Source organism: Rhodoplanes roseus, assembly GCF_003258865.1.
In the GTDB taxonomy this organism is placed as follows: Bacteria; Pseudomonadota; Alphaproteobacteria; order Rhizobiales; family Xanthobacteraceae; genus Rhodoplanes; species Rhodoplanes roseus.
This window is the reverse complement of record NZ_NPEX01000038.1, coordinates 1-19942: the sequence shown is the minus strand read 5'-3', so window position 1 is coordinate 19942 and position 19942 is coordinate 1. Positions and strand designations below refer to the sequence as shown.

The 19942-nt window shown below is 70.2% G+C and carries 18 protein-coding genes; 9 read left to right on the top strand and 9 right to left on the bottom strand.

Features of this window, described 5'->3' with window-relative positions:
- Positions 1-61: 61 nt before the first annotated feature.
- The 4 genes from CH341_RS08130 (at position 62) to CH341_RS08115 (ending at position 3402) form a co-directional block, all read left to right on the top strand.
- The gene (locus CH341_RS08130) at positions 62-568 is read left to right on the top strand and encodes a MaoC family dehydratase (RefSeq protein ID WP_111418532.1); all 507 of its coding nucleotides are present in this window, start codon (positions 62-64) and stop codon (positions 566-568) included.
- Between the two features lie 8 nt (positions 569-576).
- Positions 577-1044 (top strand): MaoC family dehydratase, encoded by a 468-nt coding sequence (locus tag CH341_RS08125; RefSeq protein WP_245430943.1) that lies wholly within the window; start codon positions 577-579, stop codon positions 1042-1044.
- 62 nt (positions 1045-1106) lie between these two features.
- Positions 1107-2090, top strand: coding sequence for a Bug family tripartite tricarboxylate transporter substrate binding protein (locus CH341_RS08120; protein WP_111418531.1), 984 nt, complete (start codon positions 1107-1109; stop codon positions 2088-2090).
- Positions 2091-2142: 52 nt separating this feature from the next.
- Entirely contained in the window at positions 2143-3402 is a 1260-nt protein-coding gene (locus CH341_RS08115; RefSeq protein ID WP_111418530.1) for a CaiB/BaiF CoA transferase family protein, read from the top strand.
- On the opposite strand, the gene CH341_RS08110 is transcribed toward CH341_RS08115, so the two are convergent.
- Positions 3368-5668, bottom strand: coding sequence for an aconitate hydratase (locus tag CH341_RS08110; RefSeq protein ID WP_111418529.1), 2301 nt, complete (start codon positions 5666-5668; stop codon positions 3368-3370). The genes CH341_RS08115 and CH341_RS08110 overlap by 35 nt on opposite strands.
- Before the next feature lie 99 nt (positions 5669-5767).
- Here CH341_RS08110 and CH341_RS08105 point away from each other — a divergent pair, with 99 nt between their 5' ends.
- Positions 5768-6676: a LysR family transcriptional regulator gene (locus tag CH341_RS08105; protein WP_210208209.1), complete on the top strand. Its 909-nt coding sequence runs from the start codon at positions 5768-5770 to the stop codon at positions 6674-6676.
- A 21-nt stretch (positions 6677-6697) separates the two neighbouring features.
- Here the strand turns inward: CH341_RS08105 and CH341_RS08100 are convergent, their stop codons facing one another.
- The 4 genes from CH341_RS08100 to CH341_RS08085 form a co-directional block, all read right to left on the bottom strand.
- Positions 6698-7495 (bottom strand): M15 family metallopeptidase, encoded by a 798-nt coding sequence (locus tag CH341_RS08100; protein WP_111418527.1) that lies wholly within the window; start codon positions 7493-7495, stop codon positions 6698-6700.
- 20 nt (positions 7496-7515) lie between these two features.
- The gene (locus CH341_RS08095; protein WP_111418526.1) at positions 7516-8511 is read right to left on the bottom strand and encodes an O-fucosyltransferase family protein; all 996 of its coding nucleotides are present in this window, start codon (positions 8509-8511) and stop codon (positions 7516-7518) included.
- Between the two features lie 14 nt (positions 8512-8525).
- A complete protein-coding gene (locus CH341_RS08090) occupies positions 8526-9515 on the bottom strand; it encodes an NAD-dependent epimerase/dehydratase family protein (protein WP_111418525.1) in 990 nt (329 codons plus the stop codon).
- Between the two features lie 744 nt (positions 9516-10259).
- Positions 10260-11192, bottom strand: coding sequence for a DUF6282 family protein (locus CH341_RS08085; protein WP_111418524.1), 933 nt, complete (start codon positions 11190-11192; stop codon positions 10260-10262).
- Positions 11193-11524: 332 nt separating this feature from the next.
- Here CH341_RS08085 and CH341_RS08080 point away from each other — a divergent pair, with 332 nt between their 5' ends.
- Both CH341_RS08080 and CH341_RS08075 read left to right on the top strand, forming a co-directional pair.
- Positions 11525-12760 carry an MFS transporter gene (locus CH341_RS08080; protein WP_111418523.1) on the top strand — a complete coding sequence of 412 codons (1236 nt, stop codon included), beginning with the start codon at positions 11525-11527 and terminating at the stop codon, positions 12758-12760.
- 215 nt (positions 12761-12975) lie between these two features.
- Positions 12976-14232, top strand: a complete 1257-nt coding sequence (locus CH341_RS08075) for a lytic murein transglycosylase (protein ID WP_111418522.1) — start codon at positions 12976-12978, stop codon at positions 14230-14232.
- 73 nt (positions 14233-14305) lie between these two features.
- On the opposite strand, the gene CH341_RS35170 is transcribed toward CH341_RS08075, so the two are convergent.
- Both CH341_RS35170 and CH341_RS08065 read right to left on the bottom strand, forming a co-directional pair.
- Complete coding sequence (locus CH341_RS35170; protein WP_210208208.1) at positions 14306-14695, bottom strand: hypothetical protein; 390 nt, start codon at positions 14693-14695, stop codon at positions 14306-14308.
- Positions 14696-14878: 183 nt separating this feature from the next.
- A complete protein-coding gene (locus CH341_RS08065) occupies positions 14879-15241 on the bottom strand; it encodes a hypothetical protein (protein ID WP_146604415.1) in 363 nt (120 codons plus the stop codon).
- A 135-nt stretch (positions 15242-15376) separates the two neighbouring features.
- On the opposite strand from CH341_RS08065, the gene CH341_RS08060 reads away from it, so the two are divergent.
- Together CH341_RS08060 and CH341_RS08055 are read left to right on the top strand one after the other, a co-directional pair.
- Positions 15377-15646, top strand: coding sequence for a PepSY domain-containing protein (locus CH341_RS08060; RefSeq protein ID WP_111418520.1), 270 nt, complete (start codon positions 15377-15379; stop codon positions 15644-15646).
- Entirely contained in the window at positions 15643-18351 is a 2709-nt protein-coding gene (locus tag CH341_RS08055) for a hybrid sensor histidine kinase/response regulator (protein ID WP_170149524.1), read from the top strand. Before CH341_RS08060 ends, CH341_RS08055 begins: the two co-directional genes overlap by 4 nt.
- Positions 18352-18366: 15 nt before the next feature.
- Here CH341_RS08055 and CH341_RS08050 read toward each other — a convergent pair whose 3' ends face one another.
- Positions 18367-18693: a hypothetical protein gene (locus CH341_RS08050; RefSeq protein WP_111418518.1), complete on the bottom strand. Its 327-nt coding sequence runs from the start codon at positions 18691-18693 to the stop codon at positions 18367-18369.
- Between the two features lie 81 nt (positions 18694-18774).
- On the bottom strand, positions 18775-19893 hold the full coding sequence (locus CH341_RS08045) for an ATP-dependent DNA helicase (protein ID WP_111418543.1): 1119 nt from the start codon (positions 19891-19893) through the stop codon (positions 18775-18777).
- Positions 19894-19942: the final 49 nt, after the last annotated feature.

Here is a 19942-nt window from a genome sequence, read left to right as displayed (position 1 = left end):
AGCCTCGCCGCAAGTCCCGACCGCCGGGACGAGCCATGGAGCGAGGAGCGAAAGGCGGAGCATGGGTCACGCGAGCGAACGGACCGTCGACCGGACGGCAGCCCCGAAGGTGGCGGTCGATTTCTGGGCGGACGAGAAGAACCGGAAGATGTGGGACGACATCGTCCCGGGCGCGCCGCGCAAGACCGTGCCCTATGTGCTGACCCGCGAGGCGATCCAGGCCTATTGCCGCTCGGTCGGCGACCTCCACCCGCTCTACATGGACGAGGACTACGCCGCGGCTTCGCCCTATGGCGGCCTGATCGCGCCGCCGTCGATCCACATCCTGCTGATGTTCGCCTGCACGCCGATGGACGACTGGATGCGCAGCCCCGGCACGGTCAATGCCGGCCAGTCGTGGAGCTACAACCTGCCGGCGCGGCCCGGCGACACCATCCGGATGGACGCCCGCGCCCTCGACAAGTTCATCCGCAAGGACCGCCTGTTCGTCATCCACGACAACGTGTTCTTCAACCAGAACGACGACGTGATCTGCTCCGGCCGCGGCTGGACGATCCGGCCGATGTGAGGGCGCCCATGACCCAGACCATGACCCCGACCTCCGCCACGACCAGCTTCGAGAGCCTCGCGATCGGCGACACCATCGCGGGCACGCCGTTCGCCCCCACCCGCGAGACCATCCGGGAGTTCTGCGACGCGTCCCTCGACTACAATCCGCTGCACTGGGACGACGCGTACATGAAGGGCAACTTCGGCAAGACCAGCTTCGGCGGCATCATCATGCACGGGATGACGAACTTCGGTATCCTGACCAAGATGCTCACCGACTGGCTGTATCCGATGGGCGGCGTGCATCGCCGGCTGGAGACGCGCTGGAAGGCGCCGGTGAAGCCGGGCGACACCATCGTGCCGACCGGCACGATCACGGCCAAGAAGGAGACCGCCGGGAGCCGCTGGGCCGTGATCGCGGTCGAGATCAAGAACCAGCACGGCACCACGATCGCGCAAGGGGAGGCGATGGCCGAGTTCCCGCCCGCGCGCTGAGACGCCTGCCGCCGGTCCGAAGGGCCGGCGGTCACAACCAACAAAGTCTTGGGAGAAACACCATGAGGCGCCTGATCGTCGCCGCGCTCGCGGCGGCCCTGCTGGCCGTGACGCCGACCGCCTTCGCGCAGACCTCGTCGGCGCAGAACTGGCCGACGCAGGCGGTGAAGATCATCGTGCCGTTCCCGGCCGGCGGCACCACGGACATCCTGGCCCGCATTCTCGCCGACCAGCTCTCGGCCAAGTGGAACCAGCCCGTGATGGTCGACAACCGCGGCGGCGCCAGCGGGACGGTCGGGTCCGAGCAACTGGTGAAGTCGCCGCCGGACGGCACCACGCTGATGGTCACGGCGACGCATCACGTGATCAATCCTTCGCTGTTCAAGCAGCTCCGCTACGACTCCCGCGCCGACTTCACGCCGATCGCGCTGGTCGCGTCGGTGCCCAACGTGCTGGTGGTGCATCCCTCGCTGCCGGTGAAGACGGTGCAGGATCTGATCGAGCTGGCCAAGCGCGAGCCCGGCAAGCTCAATTTCGGCTCGGCCGGGACGGGCGGCGCCAATCACCTGTCGGGCGAGCTGTTCGCCTTCCAGACCGGCATCAAGATCACGCATGTGCCGTACAAAGGCGCTGCGCCGGCGCTCAACGATCTTTTGGGCGGTCACATCCCGATGATGTTCGACTCGCTGCCCGGCGTGATCAGCCACATCCAGGCCGGCAGCCTGCGGGCGCTCGGGGTGACCAGCCTCACCCGCGCCGCCGCGGCGCCCGACATCCCGACGCTCGACGAGGCCGGCGTGAAGGGCTTCGACGCCACCGCCTGGTTCGGCCTCTACGGCCCGGCCAAGATGCCGGAGGCGGTGCTCGCCAAGATCTCGGCCGATGTGCGCGAGGTGTTGCACTCGCCGGCGGCGCAGGCCAAGTTGAAGGAGCTCGGCGCCGAGCCCGGCACCCTGTCGCAACCCGATTTCGCCACGTTCGTCTCGGCCGAGATGGACAAATGGAACGGCGTCGTCACCAAGGCCGACATCCGCGCCACCCAATGACCCGTCGCGGCGTCTCCGGCCCGCGCCTCACTGTTTCGGATCCTCCAGGCTCATGACGAAAGCGCTGTCTCACATCCGCGTGCTCGATCTCTCGCGGGTGCTCGCCGGCCCGTGGTGCACCCAGAACCTCGCGGATCTGGGTGCCGACGTGCTCAAGGTGGAACGTCCGGGCGCCGGCGACGACACCCGCGCCTGGGGCCCGCCCTGGGTCGCCGGGCCGGACGGCGACCCGACGCGCGACTCGACCTATTACGCCGCCGCCAATCGCGGCAAGCGCTCGATCGCCATCGACATCGCCCGGCCGGAGGGGCAGGCGCTGGTGCGCGAGCTCGCCGCGTCGAGCGACGTGCTGATCGAGAACTTCAAGGTCGGCGATCTCGCCCGCTACGGGCTCGACTATGCGAGCCTGGCGCCGAACAATCCGGGGCTCGTCTATTGCTCCATCACGGGCTACGGCCAGGACGGCCCGTCCGCCCACAAGCCCGGCTACGACTTCGTGTTCCAGGGCCAGGGCGGGCTGATGAGCATCACGGGCGAGCGCGACGACAAGCCGGGCGGCGGCCCCCAGAAGGTCGGCATCGCCATCGCCGACGTGCTGACCGGCATGTACGCGTCGATCGCCATCCTGGCGGCGCTCAACCACCGCAGCGTCACGGGCCGCGGCCAGTACATCGACATGGCGCTGCTCGACTGCATCGTGGCGCTCGGCGGCAACCAGATCACGGGCTATTTCGCGTCGGGCAAGGTGCCGCATCGCTACGGCAACGCCCATGCGAGCCTGGTGCCCTACGAGGTGTTCGCCACGGCCGACGGCCATGTGGTGATCGCGGTCGGCAACGACACTCAGTGGCAGCGCTGCTGCGAGGTCTTGGGCCGCGCCGACCTCGCCGCCGACGAGCGTTACAAGACCACCACGGGCCGCATTCTCGGCCGCGACGCCCTGACGGCCGAAATCGCCGCGACGCTGAAGACGCGGAACACCGCCGACTGGATCGAGGGTCTCGAGGCGCGCGGCGTGCCGTGCGGGCCGATCAACGACTACGCCCAGGTGTTTGCCGATCCGCAGGTGCAGCACCGCGGCCTGCGCGTCGATCTTCCGCGCGGCGACGGCGGCACGGTCGCCACCATCGCGTCGCCGCTGCGCCTGGCCGGCACGCCGCCCCGCTACGACCGCGCCCCGCCGCTCCTGGGCGAGCACACCGCCGAGGTCCTGGCCGACCTCCTCGGCAAGAGCCCCGAGGAGATCGCGGCGTTGCGCGAAACCGGCGTGGTCGGCGTCAGCCCGCCGCCCGCCGGCGCGACATCGTGTTGAGCGCGGAGCCGGCCCGGAACCAATCGAGCTGCGCCGCCCCGTAGGTGTGACGCAGCGCCATCGTCTCCTGCGTGCCGTCGCCGTGCCGGACCACACAGGTCACGGCGCGGCCGGGGGCGAGATCGCGGAGGCCGGCCAAGCTGATGCGATCGTCCGCCCCGATCCGCTCGTAATCCTCCGGCGTCTCGAAGGTCAGCGCCAGCAGGCCCTGCTTCTTCAGGTTGGTCTCGTGGATGCGGGCGAAGCTGCGCGCGATCACGGCGACGCCGCCGAGGAGCCGCGGCGACAGCGCGGCGTGCTCCCGGCTCGAGCCCTCGCCGTAGTTCGCGTCGCCGATCACCACCCAGCGCAGCCCCTGCGCCTTGTAGGCGCGGGCGATCGCCGAGACCGCGTCCGTCTCCCCCGTCAGCACGTTACGACCGCGCCCGGTCTCGCCCGTGAAGGCGTTCACGGCGCCCATGAACATGTTGTCGCTGAAGCGGTCGAGATGGCCGCGCAGGTTCAGCCACGGGCCGGCCGGCGAGATGTGGTCCGTGGTGGTCTTGCCCCTGGCCTTCAGCAGCACCGGCATGTCGGAAAAATCCGCGCCGTCCCAGGCCGGCCAGGGGTCGAGCCGCTGCAGCCGCCCGCTCGCCGGATCGATGGCGACCACGACCTCGCGCCCGTCGGCCGGCGGCATCACGCATCGTCGAGTGCCGCTCAGGAAGCCCTGCGACGGCACGTCCGGCGCCGGCTGCGGCGGTGCCAGACGGAACGGCGTGCCGTCCTCGCCCTCGAGCGTGTCGGTGAGCGGATTGAACGACAGCTTTCCGGCCAACGCGAAGGCCGTGACGATCTCGGGGCTGGCGATGATGTTCATGGTGGTGGCGCGGCCGTCGTTGCGGCGGGGAAAATTGCGGTTGTACGAGGTGGCGATGACGTTCGGCGTCTCGGCGGCCGGGTCGGCGCGGCGCCACTGGCCGATGCAGGGGCCGCAGGCGTTCGCCAGCGCGACCGCGCCGATCTCCTGGAGCGTCTCGAGCTGGCCGTCGCGCGAGATGGTGGCCCGTACCGTGTCGGAGCCCGGCGTCACCATCAGCGGCACCGCGGCGCGCACGCCGTGGGCGCGCGCCTGCGCGGCGATGTCGGCGGCCCGGCTCATGTCCTCGTAGGACGAGTTGGTGCAGCTCCCGATCAGCGCCGCCGAGAGATGATCGACCAGGGAGTCGCGGTTGTCCGCGACCGCGGCCGCGAGCGCCGAGATCGGCCGCGCGAGGTCCGGCGTATGCGGACCGGAGACGTGCGGCTCCAGCGCCGACAAGTCGAGTCGCACCACGCGGTCGTAGAATGTCTCGGGGTCGGCCTCGACCTCCGGATCGGGCACCAGCAGGTCGCGGTTCTGCTCGATCACGGGCACCAGATCGCCGCGACCGGTCGCCGCGAGAAAGCGCGCCATCCAGTCGTCGTACGGGAACATCGACGTGGTGGCGCCGAGCTCGGCGCCCATGTTGGCGATGGTCGTCTTGCCGGTGGCGCTGATGGTGCGGGCACCCGGCCCGATATACTCGATGATGGCGTTGGTGCCGCCCGACACCGAGAGGGCGCCGGCGACATACAGGATGACGTCCTTCGGTGCGGCCCAGCCGTTCAGCGTGCCGGTGAGATGAACGGCGATGCGGCGCGGATGCAGCAGCTCCCACGGCAGGCCGGCGATCACCTCGACGGCGTCGGCGCCGCCGACCCCGACCGCGCAGGTGCCGAGCCCGCCGCCGTTCGGCGTGTGCGAGTCGGTGCCGATCAGGAGCTGGCCCGGAAACGCGTAGGTCTCCAGCACCACCTGGTGGATGATGCCGGCGCCCGGCTCCCAGAAGCCGCAGCCGTAGCGGGCCGCGGCGCTGCGCAGAAAGCCGTAGACCTCGCCGTTCTCGGCGAGCGAGGCGGCGAGGTCGTCGGCCGCGCCGGTGCGGGCCTGGATCAGGTGGTCGCAGTGGATCGTGGTCGGCACCGCGACGCGGTCGAGCCCGGTCTGCATGAACTGCAGCATGCCGCTCTGGCCGAGCACGTCCTGGAACACGACGCGGTCCGGCCGCAGCGCCAGATAGGCGCGGCCCGGGTCGAGCTCCTGTGTCTCCGGCGCGTCGAGGTGCCCGTACAGCACCTTCTCGGCCAGCGTCAGCGGCCGGCGCAGCCGGCCCCGCACCACCGCCAGGCGACGCGCCATCGCGGCATAGAGGGCGGCAACGGACTCTCGGGTCGGATCGATCGTGTTCGTCGGGCTCGCGGACATGGCGGCGTCTCCTGGTGAGGTCGCCGGATCCCTAGGCTCGTGCCGTCAGTCGATCCATACTATGCTTCAGTCGAAATCCATATGTTTTGGATATGGCAAATGGAACTCCGTCACCTTCGCTACTTCGTCGCCGTCGCCGAGGAGAGCCACATCACCCGCGCGGCCGAACGGCTCGGGCTGCAGCAGCCGCCGCTCAGCCAGCAGATGAAGGCGCTGGAGCGCGAGCTCGGCGTCCAGCTCCTGCGCCGCCGCCCGCGCGGCGTCGAGCTCACCGCGGCAGGGCGCAGCTTCCTGGCCGATGCGCGCGCCGTTCTGGCGCAGGCCGAGCATGCCGTGGCGGGCGCGCGTCGCACCGCCCGCGGCGAGCAGGGCCAGATCTGCATCGGATTCACCAGCTCGGCGCCGTTCCATCCGCTGGTGCCGCGGCTGATCCGGACGTTTCGCGAGACGTTCCCGGGCGTCGCCGCGACCCTGGAGGAGGGCGGCACGCTGGAGCTGGTCGACGGCGTCCAGCGCGAGACCGTCGATGTCGCCGTGGTGCGCACGCCCGTCGAGGCCGACGGGCTGGTCGTGCATCCGCTGCTCGCCGAGCCCATGGTGGTGGCACTGCCGCGTGCCCATGGGCTGGCCGGGGGCGCCGCCGGCGCGTCGTTGTCGCTGAAGGCTCTGGCCGGCGAGACCTTCATCCTCTACCGGCGGCGCAGCGGCCCCGGCCTCTACGACGCCATCATCGGCGCGTGCCGGGCGGCGGGCTTCAGCCCGGCGGTCGGCCAGGAGGTGCCGCGCATCGTCTCCACCCTGAACCTCGTGGCCGCCGGACTCGGCCTGTCGCTGGTGCCGCAGTCGCTCGCCCGCATGCAGATGGACGGCGTCGTCTATCGCCGGCTGAAAGGCCGCCCGACCCCGACCGCGCCGCTGTTGTTGGTCGCCCGCCGCGGCGACCCCTCGGCCACGGTGCGCCAGTTCCTGTCGCTGGCCCGAAAGGCGGCGAAGAGCTTCGCGCCGTAACGCAGCGTCGGGGAGGCGGCCTCACTTCGTCCCGGCGCGCACCAGCTCGGGGCGGTACTCGAAATGCATGGTGTCGTAGTGATACCACTTGCCGCCCCAGACGAAGCCGTGGCGCTCGAACACGTCGACGATCTCCTGCGGCATGCGGTTCTTGTAGGGGATCGGGTCGGTCTTGCGCTGCCACATCCAGTAGTCGGAGACGTCGAGATTGAGGTCGATGGCGGCGCCGTAGCCGTGCATGCTCATACGGCCCGTGTCGGCGACCGGGCGGCAGGCCAGCACGCCGGCGATCGGGTAGGCGGCCTTGCGGATCTCGGCCGGGAGCGTTTCGATCTCGTCCGACACGGCCTTCAGCTTCTCGGCGACGCCGTTCACCCGCGTGACGAACACGCGCTTGCCCCAGCTCTTCGGCAGCCAGGTGATGCCGACCATGCGGGCCTGCACCTCGCTCTTGGTGCAATCGCCGTACATCGTCTTGAAGAAGGCCTCGTTGCGGAAGCGGCCCGGATCGTCGTCGCGGCCGGGCGGTGCGTCGAGGCGACCCGTGCGGTAGGGCAGGCGGAGCTGATCGAGGATCGAGGCGTTGGCCAAAAGCTCCTTGAACGGCTTGTCCGGGCGCCCGTCCGACACCGCCATCGCGGTGCCGTCGCGCCAGAACAGGGTGCGGCCGTCGTGGCGGGCGAGGGCCTCCGGATAGGCGGCGACCAGCGCGTCGAGGCGCGCCGTCGTCTCGGCATCGGCGGCGCGCACGTGACCTGGCGCGGCCACGATCGCGGCGATCAGCACAGCCGAAGAACAGGACCAGCGGACATGGCGCATGAGCGTCCCTCCGGCCGGAACTATATCATGCGGCGCGCCACCAGGATCTGCTGCTGGTCGGGCGCCAGCCAGGCGCAGGCGAGGGTGAAGTTCGACAGCGTGCAGACGAAGCTGTCGCAGCCGGCGAGCGTGAACACGTCGATCGCCGCCTCGGTTCCGGCCCGCAGGCCCTCCGCTCCCCCCGCGGCGGCGAGCCGGTAGTGGGTCTGGTGACCGACGCCGTCGACGAAGCCCATCGCGTCGACCTTTCCGCGCGTCGCCGCGTCGGCCCAGACCAGCAGGTCGTCGATGGAGGTGCGCACCACATCGGGCTGCCACCGCACGCGATCGCCGTAGCGCAGCCGGAATGCCGCGAGCGCGAGCTCGGTGTCGGTGGCGAGGAAGAGGCTCGCGTCCGGCGTCTCGTCGAGCAGCCGGTCGACCCCAGCGAAATAGTCGGCGAACAGCACCAGCCCCTGCTCGACGCCGTGCGAGGGGTGGCGCACATGCACGCCGATCCTTGGACCCGGCATGGTGGCGAGCGCCGCCGCCACGGCCGCCGCGACGGCGGGGGCCGGCCGCAACAGCGGCGCCAGCCGGGCATGGGCGGCGCGGCGCCAGGTGGCGAAGTCGGGTCGGCCATAAAGGGCCCGGGTCGCCGCCGGAATCCGGAACACCGGATCGGCCGCCTCGCAGGTGGTGCGTGGGAGCGCCTTCAGGAACGCCATGTCGGCGTGGCGGTCGTCGCCCTCGCGATAGGCCAGAGGCGCGAAGAAGGCGAACCAGGCGTTCGCCCCGCCGGGATCGAAATAGGGGAACTGGCGCAGCACCGTGCCGGGCTGCACGGCGTCGCGCGTGAACAGCGGGAAGACCTCGCGACCGCCGACGATCTCGCCGGCGATGAAGTTGACGTTGGAGAACAGGCCGGCGTCGCGCGGCACGAAGCAGCAGGGGCCGCCGGGCGTGACGGCTTCGGTCGTCCTGTCCCGGCCCCGGCGGAGCAGGCGGCCGACGGCACGCGGAACGAGCCGGACCATGGGCGCGGCCGCCGTCAGGCCGCGCCGACCGTCGCCTCTGCGACCTGCGCCTCGATCCAGCGATAGGTCGCAGCCAGCCCGTCGCGCAGCGGCACCGACGGCGTCCAGCCGAGCTTGTCTTGCAAGAGCGTGTTGTCGGAATTGCGGGCCCGCACGCCCATCGGGCCGGGCACGTGGCGGCGGGTGAGCCGCTTGCCGGCGATCTCGCAGACCATGTCGACCAGCCGGTTGATGGTGACGGGCGCGTCCGAGCCGATATTGACCGGGCCCTCGAAATCGGGCGACCGCATCAGGCGGAGGATTCCGTCGATGCAGTCGTCGATGTAGAGGAACGAGCGGAGCTGCTGGCCGTCGCCCCACACCTCGATCTGGCCGCCGTCGCGCGCCAGCGCGACCTTGCGGCAGATCGCGGCCGGAGCCTTCTCGCGCCCGTCGGCCCAGGATCCGAGCGGACCGAAGACGTTGTGGAACCGGGCCACGCGGTTGCGCATGCCGTCGTTGCGGTTGTGCGCGAGATAGAGCCGCTCGCCGAACAGCTTCTCCCAGCCGTACTCGCTGTCCGGATCGGCCGGATAGGCGGAGGCTTCGACGCAGTCGGCCGTGTCCGTGTCGGTCTGGCGGTGCCGCGGATAGACGCAGGCCGAGGACGAGAAGAAGACGCTCTCGCAGCCGGCACGGCGGCACGCCTCGATCACGTTGATGTTGATCAGCGCCGAGTTGCGCATGATCGCGGCGTCGTTGTCGCCGGTGAAGACGTAGCCGGCGCCGCCCATGTCGGCGGCGAGCTGATAGACTTCGTCGAACGGCTGGTCGATCACCTCACGACAGGCCGCCGGATCGCGCAAATCCGCGATCACGAAACGGTCGATGTCGAGCGGACCGAACGCCGGCGGCTTGATGTCGATGCCGCGCACGGCGATGCCGTCGCGGGTGAGCCGGCGCGCCAGATGGCCGCCGATGAATCCTCCGGCGCCGCACACCAGCGCCGTTCGTTCTGCACGCATGGCTCGAACTCGCCTGTTCCGCGAAATCATCGATGACAGCCCTTAATACATTACCCGCATTGCGGAGCTTTTTCGCTTTGTGTGCGAAAAATTGATGACGGTTCGATCGGGTCTGCGCTTTTCACGAGCAATTGCGCGATTGCAGGACGTTAGGAGTAAATTAACCGGCCACGCTCCGTTTCCGATTCGTATTTGCGGGCCGGACAGAGAACATTGGAGTCGAACGGCAGTTGTCCCCACCGTGTATGGCGTAGTCGATCGAAAGGTTTTGTTTACCGTCCACTCTCCGTTTCCGATTCGTCTTGTTTCGCGCATTGTTCTTTCGCCCGATCCGGTTGCATTGACGAGACGCGGCGTTCGGCGAGGACGCACGGGCTCGCTCGGTTCCGGACTTCGCAGCCGAACCCATTCACCACGTCGGCGCACTGCTTCGCGGAGCCGGGGATCGAGCGGTACTCGACGCGAGCCTCGTCGCGAAGACCCGGATGCGCCGGCGCGCCCGCCCACGCGAGGTGTCGGCTTTCGTCTCGGCGTTAAAGGGTTGTTTACCGGCCTCCCTCCGTTTCCGATTCGTCGTTCCGGACCGGAGCGGGAACATCGGTGTCGATGGCGCGAAACCCCTGCAGCGCAGACGGTGGCGTATCGAAAGGCTTTGTTAATCGCCCCCTGTTCGTTTCCGATTCGTCTGTCGTTCCGGCTTGTTCTTCTGCGCGCCGCCTCGGGTCGGCCGGTGCTCCGGATTGATCAGGCGAAATCGCCGAACAGCAGGTGATTGGTGTTGAGGACCGACATCTGCGTGATGTCGTCCTCCTTGACGCCGCGCGCCATCAGCTCGCCGAAGAACTCGCGCAGCGCCTCGCCGACCGGCGGCGAGAAGATCTGGCCGACGTCGGAGGAGAGGATCACGCCCTGCGGACCGACCGCCTCGATGACGCCGAGATACTGCTCGTAGGTGAGGTGATCCATCGCCAGGTTGACGAAGGCGAGCTCGCTGTAGGCGCCGTACTCGTTCCACATCCGGGCCATCGTGGCCGGGTCGAGCTCGGTCGACTGGAACAGCGGGTGGGTGAGGATGATGCGGCGGACGCCGGCGTTTCGCGCAGCCTTGACCACGATCTCGGTCTCGTTGCGGTCGAGGTGCCCGGTCGCCAGCACCAGGTCGTTGTCGGCCACCACCTTCACGGCGCGCTCGACCGCGGCCATCTTGCCGGCGTCCTCGGCCTGGAGCGAGTAGCCGGTGCCTTCGGCATAGAAGCGGGTGTGCTCGGGCTTGATGCCCCAGGCGGTCGAGAGGTCGCGCCGGTCGTAGCAGCGCAGATGCGCCTCGCAGCACACCGTCGGCATCCATACGACGAAGCGGTCCTTGTCCGGATCGGCGGCCGTGACGTCGCGCTTCCAGCCCGACAGGGCGGAGCGGACGCCGTGATCGTCGACGCCGCCGCAGCCGAAGTTGAGCGCCACCGAGCCGACCAGCGCCACCTCGTCGTCGTCGCGGCGCAACTGGCTGACCTGCCCAGTGGTCGGCTGGAAGTGGTTCTTCATCACCACGCCGAAGCCCTCGCGGCGCGCCTCCTCGGCGAGCGCCGCGGCACTGTATTTCCGGCGCAGAAACTCCGGGCCGATATGCACGTGCATGTCGATCACGCGCTTCGAGCCGACACGGGGCAGGGACTTCATCTCGCTTCCTTTCACGCAGGCCGCCGGTCGAACGGCCGTCCGCGGGCGCGCGTCGGGCGCATCGCGGCGATGCGAGCAGCGGTTGCGGAGAGGGCCGTTCACGTCGGCGGCGTGGGCGCCGCGCCGATGGCCGATAACCGCATCCGGGGCTGGCGGCACTCTGTATGACATGCTTAGTGGCGGACTTCGAGCGCTGTCAATCGGCGCCCGGATGCGGCACGCGTGTCGCTTCGACGGGCGACAGGCGGCGGTTGAATGTTTCGCATTGCGGCACACTGTTTCGTGCACGACGACCGCGGGTCACGGGACAGGACCAGGAGGGGGACTTCGCGATGGTGGATCAGGCAGCAGCAGCGCCGGCAGCGGCCCAGCCGGGCGAGGTCGACCAGTACGCCCGCAAGGCGCTGGTGGCCTCGACGGTCGGCTACGCGATGGACGGCTTCGACCTGATGATCCTGAGCTTCATGCTGCCGGCCGTCATCGCCGGGCTGCATCTCACCGGATCGGAGGCCGGCTCGCTGGTGACCTGGACGCTGATCGGCGCCGTCGCCGGCGGGCTGATCGTCGGCGCGCTCAGCGACCGCTTCGGGCGCATCCGCGTGCTGTCGTGGACGATCCTGCTGTTCGCGGTGTTCACCGGCCTGTGCGCGGTGGCGCAGGGCTACTGGGATCTGCTCGTCTATCGCACCGTCGCCGGCATCGGGCTGGGCGGCGAGTTCGGCATCGGCATGGCGCTGGTCGCCGAGGCGTGGCCGGCTCACAAGCGGGCCCGCGCCTCGTCCTACGTGGCGCTCGGCTGGCAGGCCGGCGTGCTGTCGGCGGCGCTGTCGACGCCGCTGCTGCTGCCGGTGATCGGCTGGCGCGGCATGTTCCTGCTCGGCCTGCTGCCGGCGCTCGTCGCCTTCGTGCTCCGTCGCGTGCTGCACGAGCCGGAGATCTTCGTGCAGGCGCAGCAGAAGCCCTCCGGCTCGCCCTACCGTTATCTGTTCGCCGACCGCGACGCGACCCGCTCGACCATCGGCATCGCGATCATGACCTCGGTCCAGAACTTCGGCTATTACGGCACGATGATCTGGTTGCCGTCCTATCTGTCGACGCAGCTCGGGTTCTCGCTCACCCGCACGGCGCTGTGGACGGCCGTGACGGTCGGCGGCGGCGCCTTCGGCATGTTCGTGTTCGGCCATCTCGCCGATCGCTTCGGCCGCAAGCCGATGTTCATCCTGTTCCAGGTCTGCGCCATGGCGATGGCCTTCATCTATCCGCAGGTCACCGATCCGACCGCGCTGCTGTTCGCCGGCTTCGCCTCGGGCATCACGCTGAGCGGGATGATCGGTGGCTACGGCGCGCTGATCTCGGAGAGCTACCCGACGCAGGCACGCGCCACGGCGCAGAACATCCTGTTCAACTTCGGCCGCGGCGTCGGCGGCTTCGGCCCGCTGGTGATCGGCTGGCTGGCGACCAGGTACTCGCTGCCGGCGGCCCTGTCGCTGCTGGTGGTGATCTGGGCGATCGACATCGTCGTCACCGTCACGATGATCAAGGAGCGCCGCGGCGAGCCGCTCACCTGACGCGGGATCGTCGATCCAGGGGCCGGTCGCGGGCGCCGCGGCCGGCCCTTTTTTCGTCGCGCCGAGCGGACGGACCGACCGATGCCTCGCCCGGCCGCAAAAATCCCGCGGCGTTAAGCTCCCCCACAATTCTTCTCCGCATTAAAACCTTGTTTACCGGCCTCTCTCTGTTTCCGATTCGTCTTGTTTCACGGAACGTTCGTGGAGATGCCCGGATGATCCTCCTGTCCGCCGGCCGGCGTGCCGTCGTGGCGCTCGCCACCCTGGTGATGCTGGCCCTCGCGCCGGCGCCGCTCGCCGCCGCCCCCGATGCGGCCTTCCAGCAATGGCTGCAGGGGCTGTGGCCGGATGCGCAAAAGCTCGGCGTGTTGCGGGCGACCTTCGACCAGGCGATCCGCGGCCTGGAGCCCGACCTGTCGCTGCCCGATCTGGTGATCCCGGGCCGCGCCCAGGCGCCGCCGCGCGGCCAGGCCGAGTTCGTCCAGACGCCGGCCGAGTATCTGCGCGAGAAGAACCTCGCCAATCTCGCGGCGACGGGCCGCAAGCTCTACGAGCAGCACCGCGCCACCCTGCAGGGCATCGAGGAACGCTTCGGCGTGCCCGCCTCCGTCGTGCTGGCGATCTGGGGCCGGGAGACGGCGTTCGGCTCCTACAAGCTGCCGCACGACGCCATGCGGGTGCTGGCGACCCAGGCCTATTACGGCCGCCGCAAGGACATGTTCCGCACCGAGCTCCTCTACGCCATGAAGATGCTGCAGGACGGCATTCCGCGCGCCGACATGCGGGCGTCGTGGGGCGGGGCCGTCGGCCTCACCCAGTTCCTGCCCTCCGAGGTCTACAAGCACGGCGTCGACTTCGACGGCGACGGCAAGCGCGACATCTTCCGCTCGGTGCCGGATGCGCTCGCCTCGGCGGCGCAGCAGCTCCACGCCAAGGGGTGGCAGCCGGGCAAGCATTGGGCCTACGAGGTGAAGCTGCCGGCGCGCGGCTTCGACTGCACGATCGCCGATCCCGACAATCTCAAGCCGCTGCGCGACTGGCTCGCCGCCGGCTACGTCCCGGCCGGGGGCCGGCGCCCCGCCGCCGCCGACCTGAACGAGCCGGCCTCGCTGCTGCAGCCGGCCGGCACCCACGGGCCGTCGTTCCTGATCATGAAGAACTACTACGTGATCAAGGACTACAACTTCTCCGATCTGTACGTGCTGTTCGTCGGCAACGTGTCGGACCGCATCGCCGGCGGCGGGTCGTTCGAGCGCGGCTGGGACCCGGTGGTGCAGCTCCGCACCGCCGACCTCGAGGAGATGCAGAAGCGCCTGGAGGCGCTCGGCCTCTATCGCGACAAGATCGACGGCAAGGCGGGGATGCGCACGCGCCTCGCGCTCGGCGCCTACGAGAAGGCCAACGGCCTCCCGCTCGACTGCTGGCCCGACGCCTCCGTCCTCGACCACATGCGAGCCCGCGCCGGGCGGTGACGCGCCGCTCCGCGCAACAGCAAACGGCCGGCGCGAGGCCGGCCGTCGGGTGTGCGGTGACGGCGTTTCCGCGTCAGGGGCAGAAGTAGCGCGGCCGCGAGTAGCCGACGAACTCGCCATAGGGGCCGTAGATCGGCCGGCGCGCCCAGTAGCCGCCGGGGCAGCCGACCGGGACAGCGGCCGCATAGGCCGGGTAGGGCGCCCAGCCGGCCACCGGCGCGTAGCCCGCATAGGGGGGCGGCGGCGGGGGCGGCCCGTAGACGGGTTCGCCATAGGCCGGGCGCGAGCTCGCGATCGCGCCGCCGATGATGGCGCCGGCCGCCAGGCCGCCGAGCACGCCGGCTGCGACGGCGCCGCCGCTGGGGCCGCGGCGATAGTAGTACTGGGCGTTGGCGTCGCTGGCCGGCAGCACCAGTGTGGCGGCGAGCGCCGCCGCCGCGAGAGCAGTCAGGGTCTTGGTCATGGTCCCCTCGTGAGGCTCCGATGAATGCGCCGGGCGGCCTGGGTCGACAGGTCGGGGGTCGGCGTGCCGACGATCAGCCCCGTGCGGCTGACGGCAGAACCTCACAACAGCGCTCCAATTTGTCGTTAGTAGGGCGATGCGCTCTCGCTCTTGCGCTAAGGCGTTGAGGCGGATGAATAATCGTTAATAGCAGATCGGCGCCGTCCGCCATCGCCAGCCGTACTCGGTCCACACCCGCTGGCGCTGCGTGTAGCACCCGGGCGCGACCGGCACGGCCGGTCCGTAGAGGCCGCTCCACGGCGCGGCGGCCCAGGCCGGCGGCACGCCCGGCGCCGCATAGGGGCCGTAGGCGTAGTAGCCGTTGTTCGCCACGGTGCCGCCGATGATCGGGCCGGCGACCGCGCCGCCCCGCCAGGCGCGCCGCTCCGGGGCGATGTCGGCGGCGCCCGCGACGACCGGCCACAAGATCACCGCTGCCGCCACGGCGGCCAGCAGGGCCGCCGAGACCTGTCCGGAGCGGACCGGCATGCACCGGGCTAGGCTCATCGAGTAATCCTTTCCAAGTCTTCGATCGCGGTCCGAAGTGAATCGAAGTGGAGTCGGGACCGGGGTAAAGGTCGCTTAATCGGCGACGGATAGAATTCGTTCAATTCGAACGGATTTCCTCCCGCGCGGCCGACGATGATCCATCCCCTTCGCTTCGTCATCCTGTTTCTCGCCACCACCGGGCCGGCCGCCGCGGGGCCCGCCTGCACGACGGCGCCGGCCGACGCCTGGCTGCCGCAGGAGGCGATGCGCCGACGGATCGAGCAGCAAGGCTACCGCATCGGCGTGCTCCAGACGACCCCGGGAGGATGCTACGAGATCTACGGGCGCGACAAGGACGGGCGGCGGGTCGAGATCTACTTCGATCCGGTGTCGGGCGACGTCGTGAAGGCGAACCGGCGATGACGCGCGCTCCTCCCTCCGGGCCGGCCGAGACGGCACGGGCGAGCCTGCGGGAGATCGCGCCCTTCGGGGTGGCGATCTTCCTGATGCTCGCCGCCATCGTCGGCCCGGCCGCGTTCCACGCCCACGAGATCTCCGCCGGCAGCTCGCTGGTCAGCGCGGCCGACCGCGACATCAAGCGCCATCAGCTCGTGCGCGATCTCGACGACACCTTCATCCGGGCCCTCGATCTCGTCGCCGGCACGGCGGCCGGCCTGGACGAGCCGGAACGTCAGGAGCTGCTCGGCGAGGCGGCGGCCCGGATCAGGCGTCTGTCGCAGCTCGACTCCCAGCTCGACCGCCTGATCTCGGCGACCGCCTCGCTCGTTCCGGCCGCCGACCATATCGCGTTGTGGAACGCCAGCGGCGACGTGCTGGAGAGTCTCGATCACGTCACCGGCTGGGCGACACGCGGCGTCGGCGACGACGAGCGCGCCTTCCACCTGATGCGGCTTCACGACGGCATCGTCACGGCGCGACGGGTTCTGGGTCGGCTCGACGATGCCCTCGACGACCGGGTGAGCGGCCAGCTCTCCACCTCGCACCGCCTGTTGAGCAACGTCGTCCCGGCGCTGTGGATCAACAGCGTCTCCGGCGCGCTGATCGGCGCCGTCGTGATCCTGTTCATGACCGCGATCATCCGTCGCCTGCGGCGGGCGCAACGCGAGCTGGAGGCGAGCCGGTCGGAGCTGAGCGATCAGAACCGGATGTTCAGGGACGCGCTGGAGAGCATGAGCCAGGGCCTCTCGATGTGCGACGCCGAGGGGCGGCTGACCGTCTGCAATCAGCGGTTCGTCGAGATTTACGGCAGCACCGGGCTGGTGATCGAGCCCGGGATGGCCTTCGCGGATTTCGCCCGCGCGCTGCGCGAGCGCGGCATCATCGTGGATCCCGACAGCCGCCTCGACGTGATCCCCGACGCCAGCATGTCGTGGGTCGAGACGCTCGGCAATGGCCGGGTGATGGGCGTCAGCCGGCGGTTGCGCCCCTCGGGCGGATGGGTCGGCACGCACGAAGACATCACCGAGCTGGTCCGGGCTCAGCGCGAGCGCGCCGCCGCCGAGGCGGAATCGGTGCGGGCGCGCGAGCAGGAGCGCGCCGCCGAGCAGGCCAGCAAGACCAAGTCCGCCTTCTTCGCCGTCATGAGCCACGAGATCCGCACGCCGCTCAACGGCTTGCTGGGGCTCGCCGCGACGCTGCTGGAGACCTCGCTCGACGCCGACCAGCGCAAGACGCTCGAGGCCATCAACCAATCGGGCGAGAGCCTGCTGGCGATCCTCAACGACATCCTGGATCTCTCCAAGCTCGAAGCCGGCCGCGTGCAGTTCGAGTCGGTCGCCTTCTCGCCGCGCGAGCTCGCCGACGACGTGGTCGGGGTGCTCGGGCCGCAGGCGCGGGCGAAGGGCGTGGCGCTGTTCCTCTCGGTCGCCGGCGAGGTGCCGCCGCTGATGCTCGGCGATCCGGGCCGCATCCGCCAGGTGCTCCTCAACCTTGCCGGAAACGCCGTGAAGTTCACGCCCTGTGGCGGCGAGGTGCAGGTCGCGCTCGGCTGCCCGGCCCTCCGGGAGGACGATGCGACTCTCGAATGGTCGGTGCGCGACAACGGGATCGGCATCGCGCCCGAGCGCATCGGCACCCTGTTCTCCGACTACGTCCAGGCCGACAGCTCGATCAACCGGCGCTTCGGTGGCACCGGGCTCGGGCTCGCCATCTGCAAGCGGCTGGTCGAGCAGATGGGCGGCGACATCGCGGTGCGCTCGACGCTCGGCGCCGGCTCGACCTTCGCGGTGCGGCTGCCGCTGCCGCTCACCGATGCGCCGCGGCGCCGTGGCGTCGGCGGGCCGGTGTCGCACGCCGCCTTCACGGCCGCGCTCGGCCGGCTCGGGCGATCGCTACGCCTGCTGCTGGTCGAGGACAACGGCACCAATCAGCTCGTCGTCACCCGCATGCTGAAGTCGTTCGACATCGTCATCCGGATCGCCGAGGACGGGCTGCAGGCGCTCGCGGCGGTCGCCGAGGCGTCGTTCGACGTGATTCTCATGGACGTGCGCATGCCCGGAATGGACGGGCTGGAGGCGACGCGGCGCATCCGGGCGCGCGGCGGACGTTCGGCCACGATGCCGATCGTCGCGCTGACCGCGAACGCGTTTCCAGACGACGTGCAGGCCTGCCGGGATGCCGGGATGACCGGCTTCATCGCCAAGCCGGTGCGCAAGGCCGTGCTGATCGAGGCGCTCGCCCAGGCCGTGCAGGCCGTCGCTTATGGCGGTGCCGGGGTCGAGGACGAGGCCGAGCCTCGTGGGCCGGACCCGGTGGCGGTGCCAGTGCACGACGCGGCCGTCGCCGCGCTGTTGCGCGAGGAGATCGGCGACGACGGCTTCGCCGAGACGCTCGCCTGCTTCCTGGAGGATTCGCGTCGGCGGCTCGGTGTCCTGCGGCTGCTCGCCGCCGGCGCCGACCGCAAGACGCTCGGCATCGAGGCGCACACGCTGAAAGGCGCGGCCGGTGCGCTCGGCTTTCGCCGGCTCGCCGAGGTCGCGCTGACGCTGGAGCGGGAGGCGGACGCGATCACACCGGCCCGCGCGGCCGAGCTGGCGGCCCGGATCGAGGCCGCCTTCGCCGAAGCCGATCGCGTCGCCCGAGCCTTGCATCCCGACCGCGCCGCGTGAGCGCGTCGGCGCGCCTCAGCGCGTCGGCGTCGTGGCGCTTCCGGACGGCTGCGGGTTCACACCCTCCACGGTCTCGGGCTGCGCGTTCGGAGAGCCCGGTGCGGGGGCGTGGTTGGAGGTGCCCGTGAACGAGCCCCCGGTGCCGCCGGTCCAGCCGGTCGAGCCCTCGTTGCCCGGCGCCGTGCCGGACGACGGCCCGGTCTTCGGCTGGTTGGCCGGCGTGTCGGGCTTCTCGGTCCCGCCCGGCGGTGTGGTCGACTGGGCGAGCGCGGTGGCGATGCCGCCGATCAGCAGCGGCACGGCGAGCAGCAGACCGCGCGATCGTGTGGTGGAACGGCGCATGGAACGATCCTCCCGGAGCGGGCCGCCTTCGGGGCGCCCACACCCCAATGCCGCACCGTCGTCACCGGTTCCCGGCCGGCCTCACACCACCACGGTGAGGCGCTTCGCCGCGCGCGTGATGCCGGTGTAGAGCCACCGCTCGCGCGTCTCCTGGAACGCGAAGCTCTCGTCGAACAGCACCACGTCGTCCCACTGCGAGCCCTGGGCCTTGTGGACGGTGAGCACGTAGCCGAAGTCGAACTCGTCGTAGATCTTGCGCTGCGCCCAGTCGATCTCCTCGATGCTGCCCAGGAAGCATTCCGGCCGCACCGTCACCTTGAGCGGCTTGTGGCGGGTCGAGACCTCCTCGTCCGGCTCGATCCGCATGGTGACGAGCTTCTTGGAGCGGCCGACGGCGCGCTCCTTCACGGTCCACAGCCCGCCGTTGAACAGGCCCTTCTTGCGGTTGTTGCGCAGGCAGACGAGCTTGTCGCCGGCGAGCGGCAGCGGCTCGGTGAAGCCGCGCCGCTCGCGCAGCCGCGCATTGTAGGCGCGCCGCGTGGCGTTGCGGCCGACCAGCACCTGGTCGGCGTCGAGCACGCGGGCCGGATCGAGGTCGCCACGGCGCACCACTTGGCTGATGCCGTAATCGCCGGGTGCCAGCCGGCCGCCCTCGCGCACCTGCATGGAGAGCCGCACGATCGGGTCGTCCTGGGCCTGCCGGTGCACCTCGGTCAGCATCGCGTCCGGCTCGTGCTCGGTGAAGAAGCCGCCGCCCTGGATCGGCGGAAGCTGCGCCGGATCGCCGAGGACCAGGATCGGCACGCCGAACGACATCAGGTCGCGGCCGAGCTCGGCGTCGACCATCGAGCACTCGTCGATGATGATCAGCTTCGCCTTGGAGGCGGGCGCGTCGTCCCACAGCGTGAAGCTCGGCTGCTCGGTCTCGGTGTCCTGCGGCCGGTAGATCAGGCTGTGGATGGTCGAGGCGTTGCGGCAGCCCTTGGAGCGCATCACCTGGGCGGCCTTGCCCGTGAAGGCGGCGAACTTCACCTCGCCTTCGACTCCTTCGGCGAGATGGCGGGCGAGCGTCGTCTTGCCGGTGCCGGCGAAGCCGAACAGGCGGAACACCGCCGGGGTGCCGCGCGAGCCCGGCCGGTCGTCCAACCAGCGCGCGACGGCGGAGAGCGCCTGGTTCTGGTGCGGCGTGAAGACGGGCATGGGACGACGGCTCGCTCGCTGATAATCCTCGGTCGCGCGGCCGGCCGCG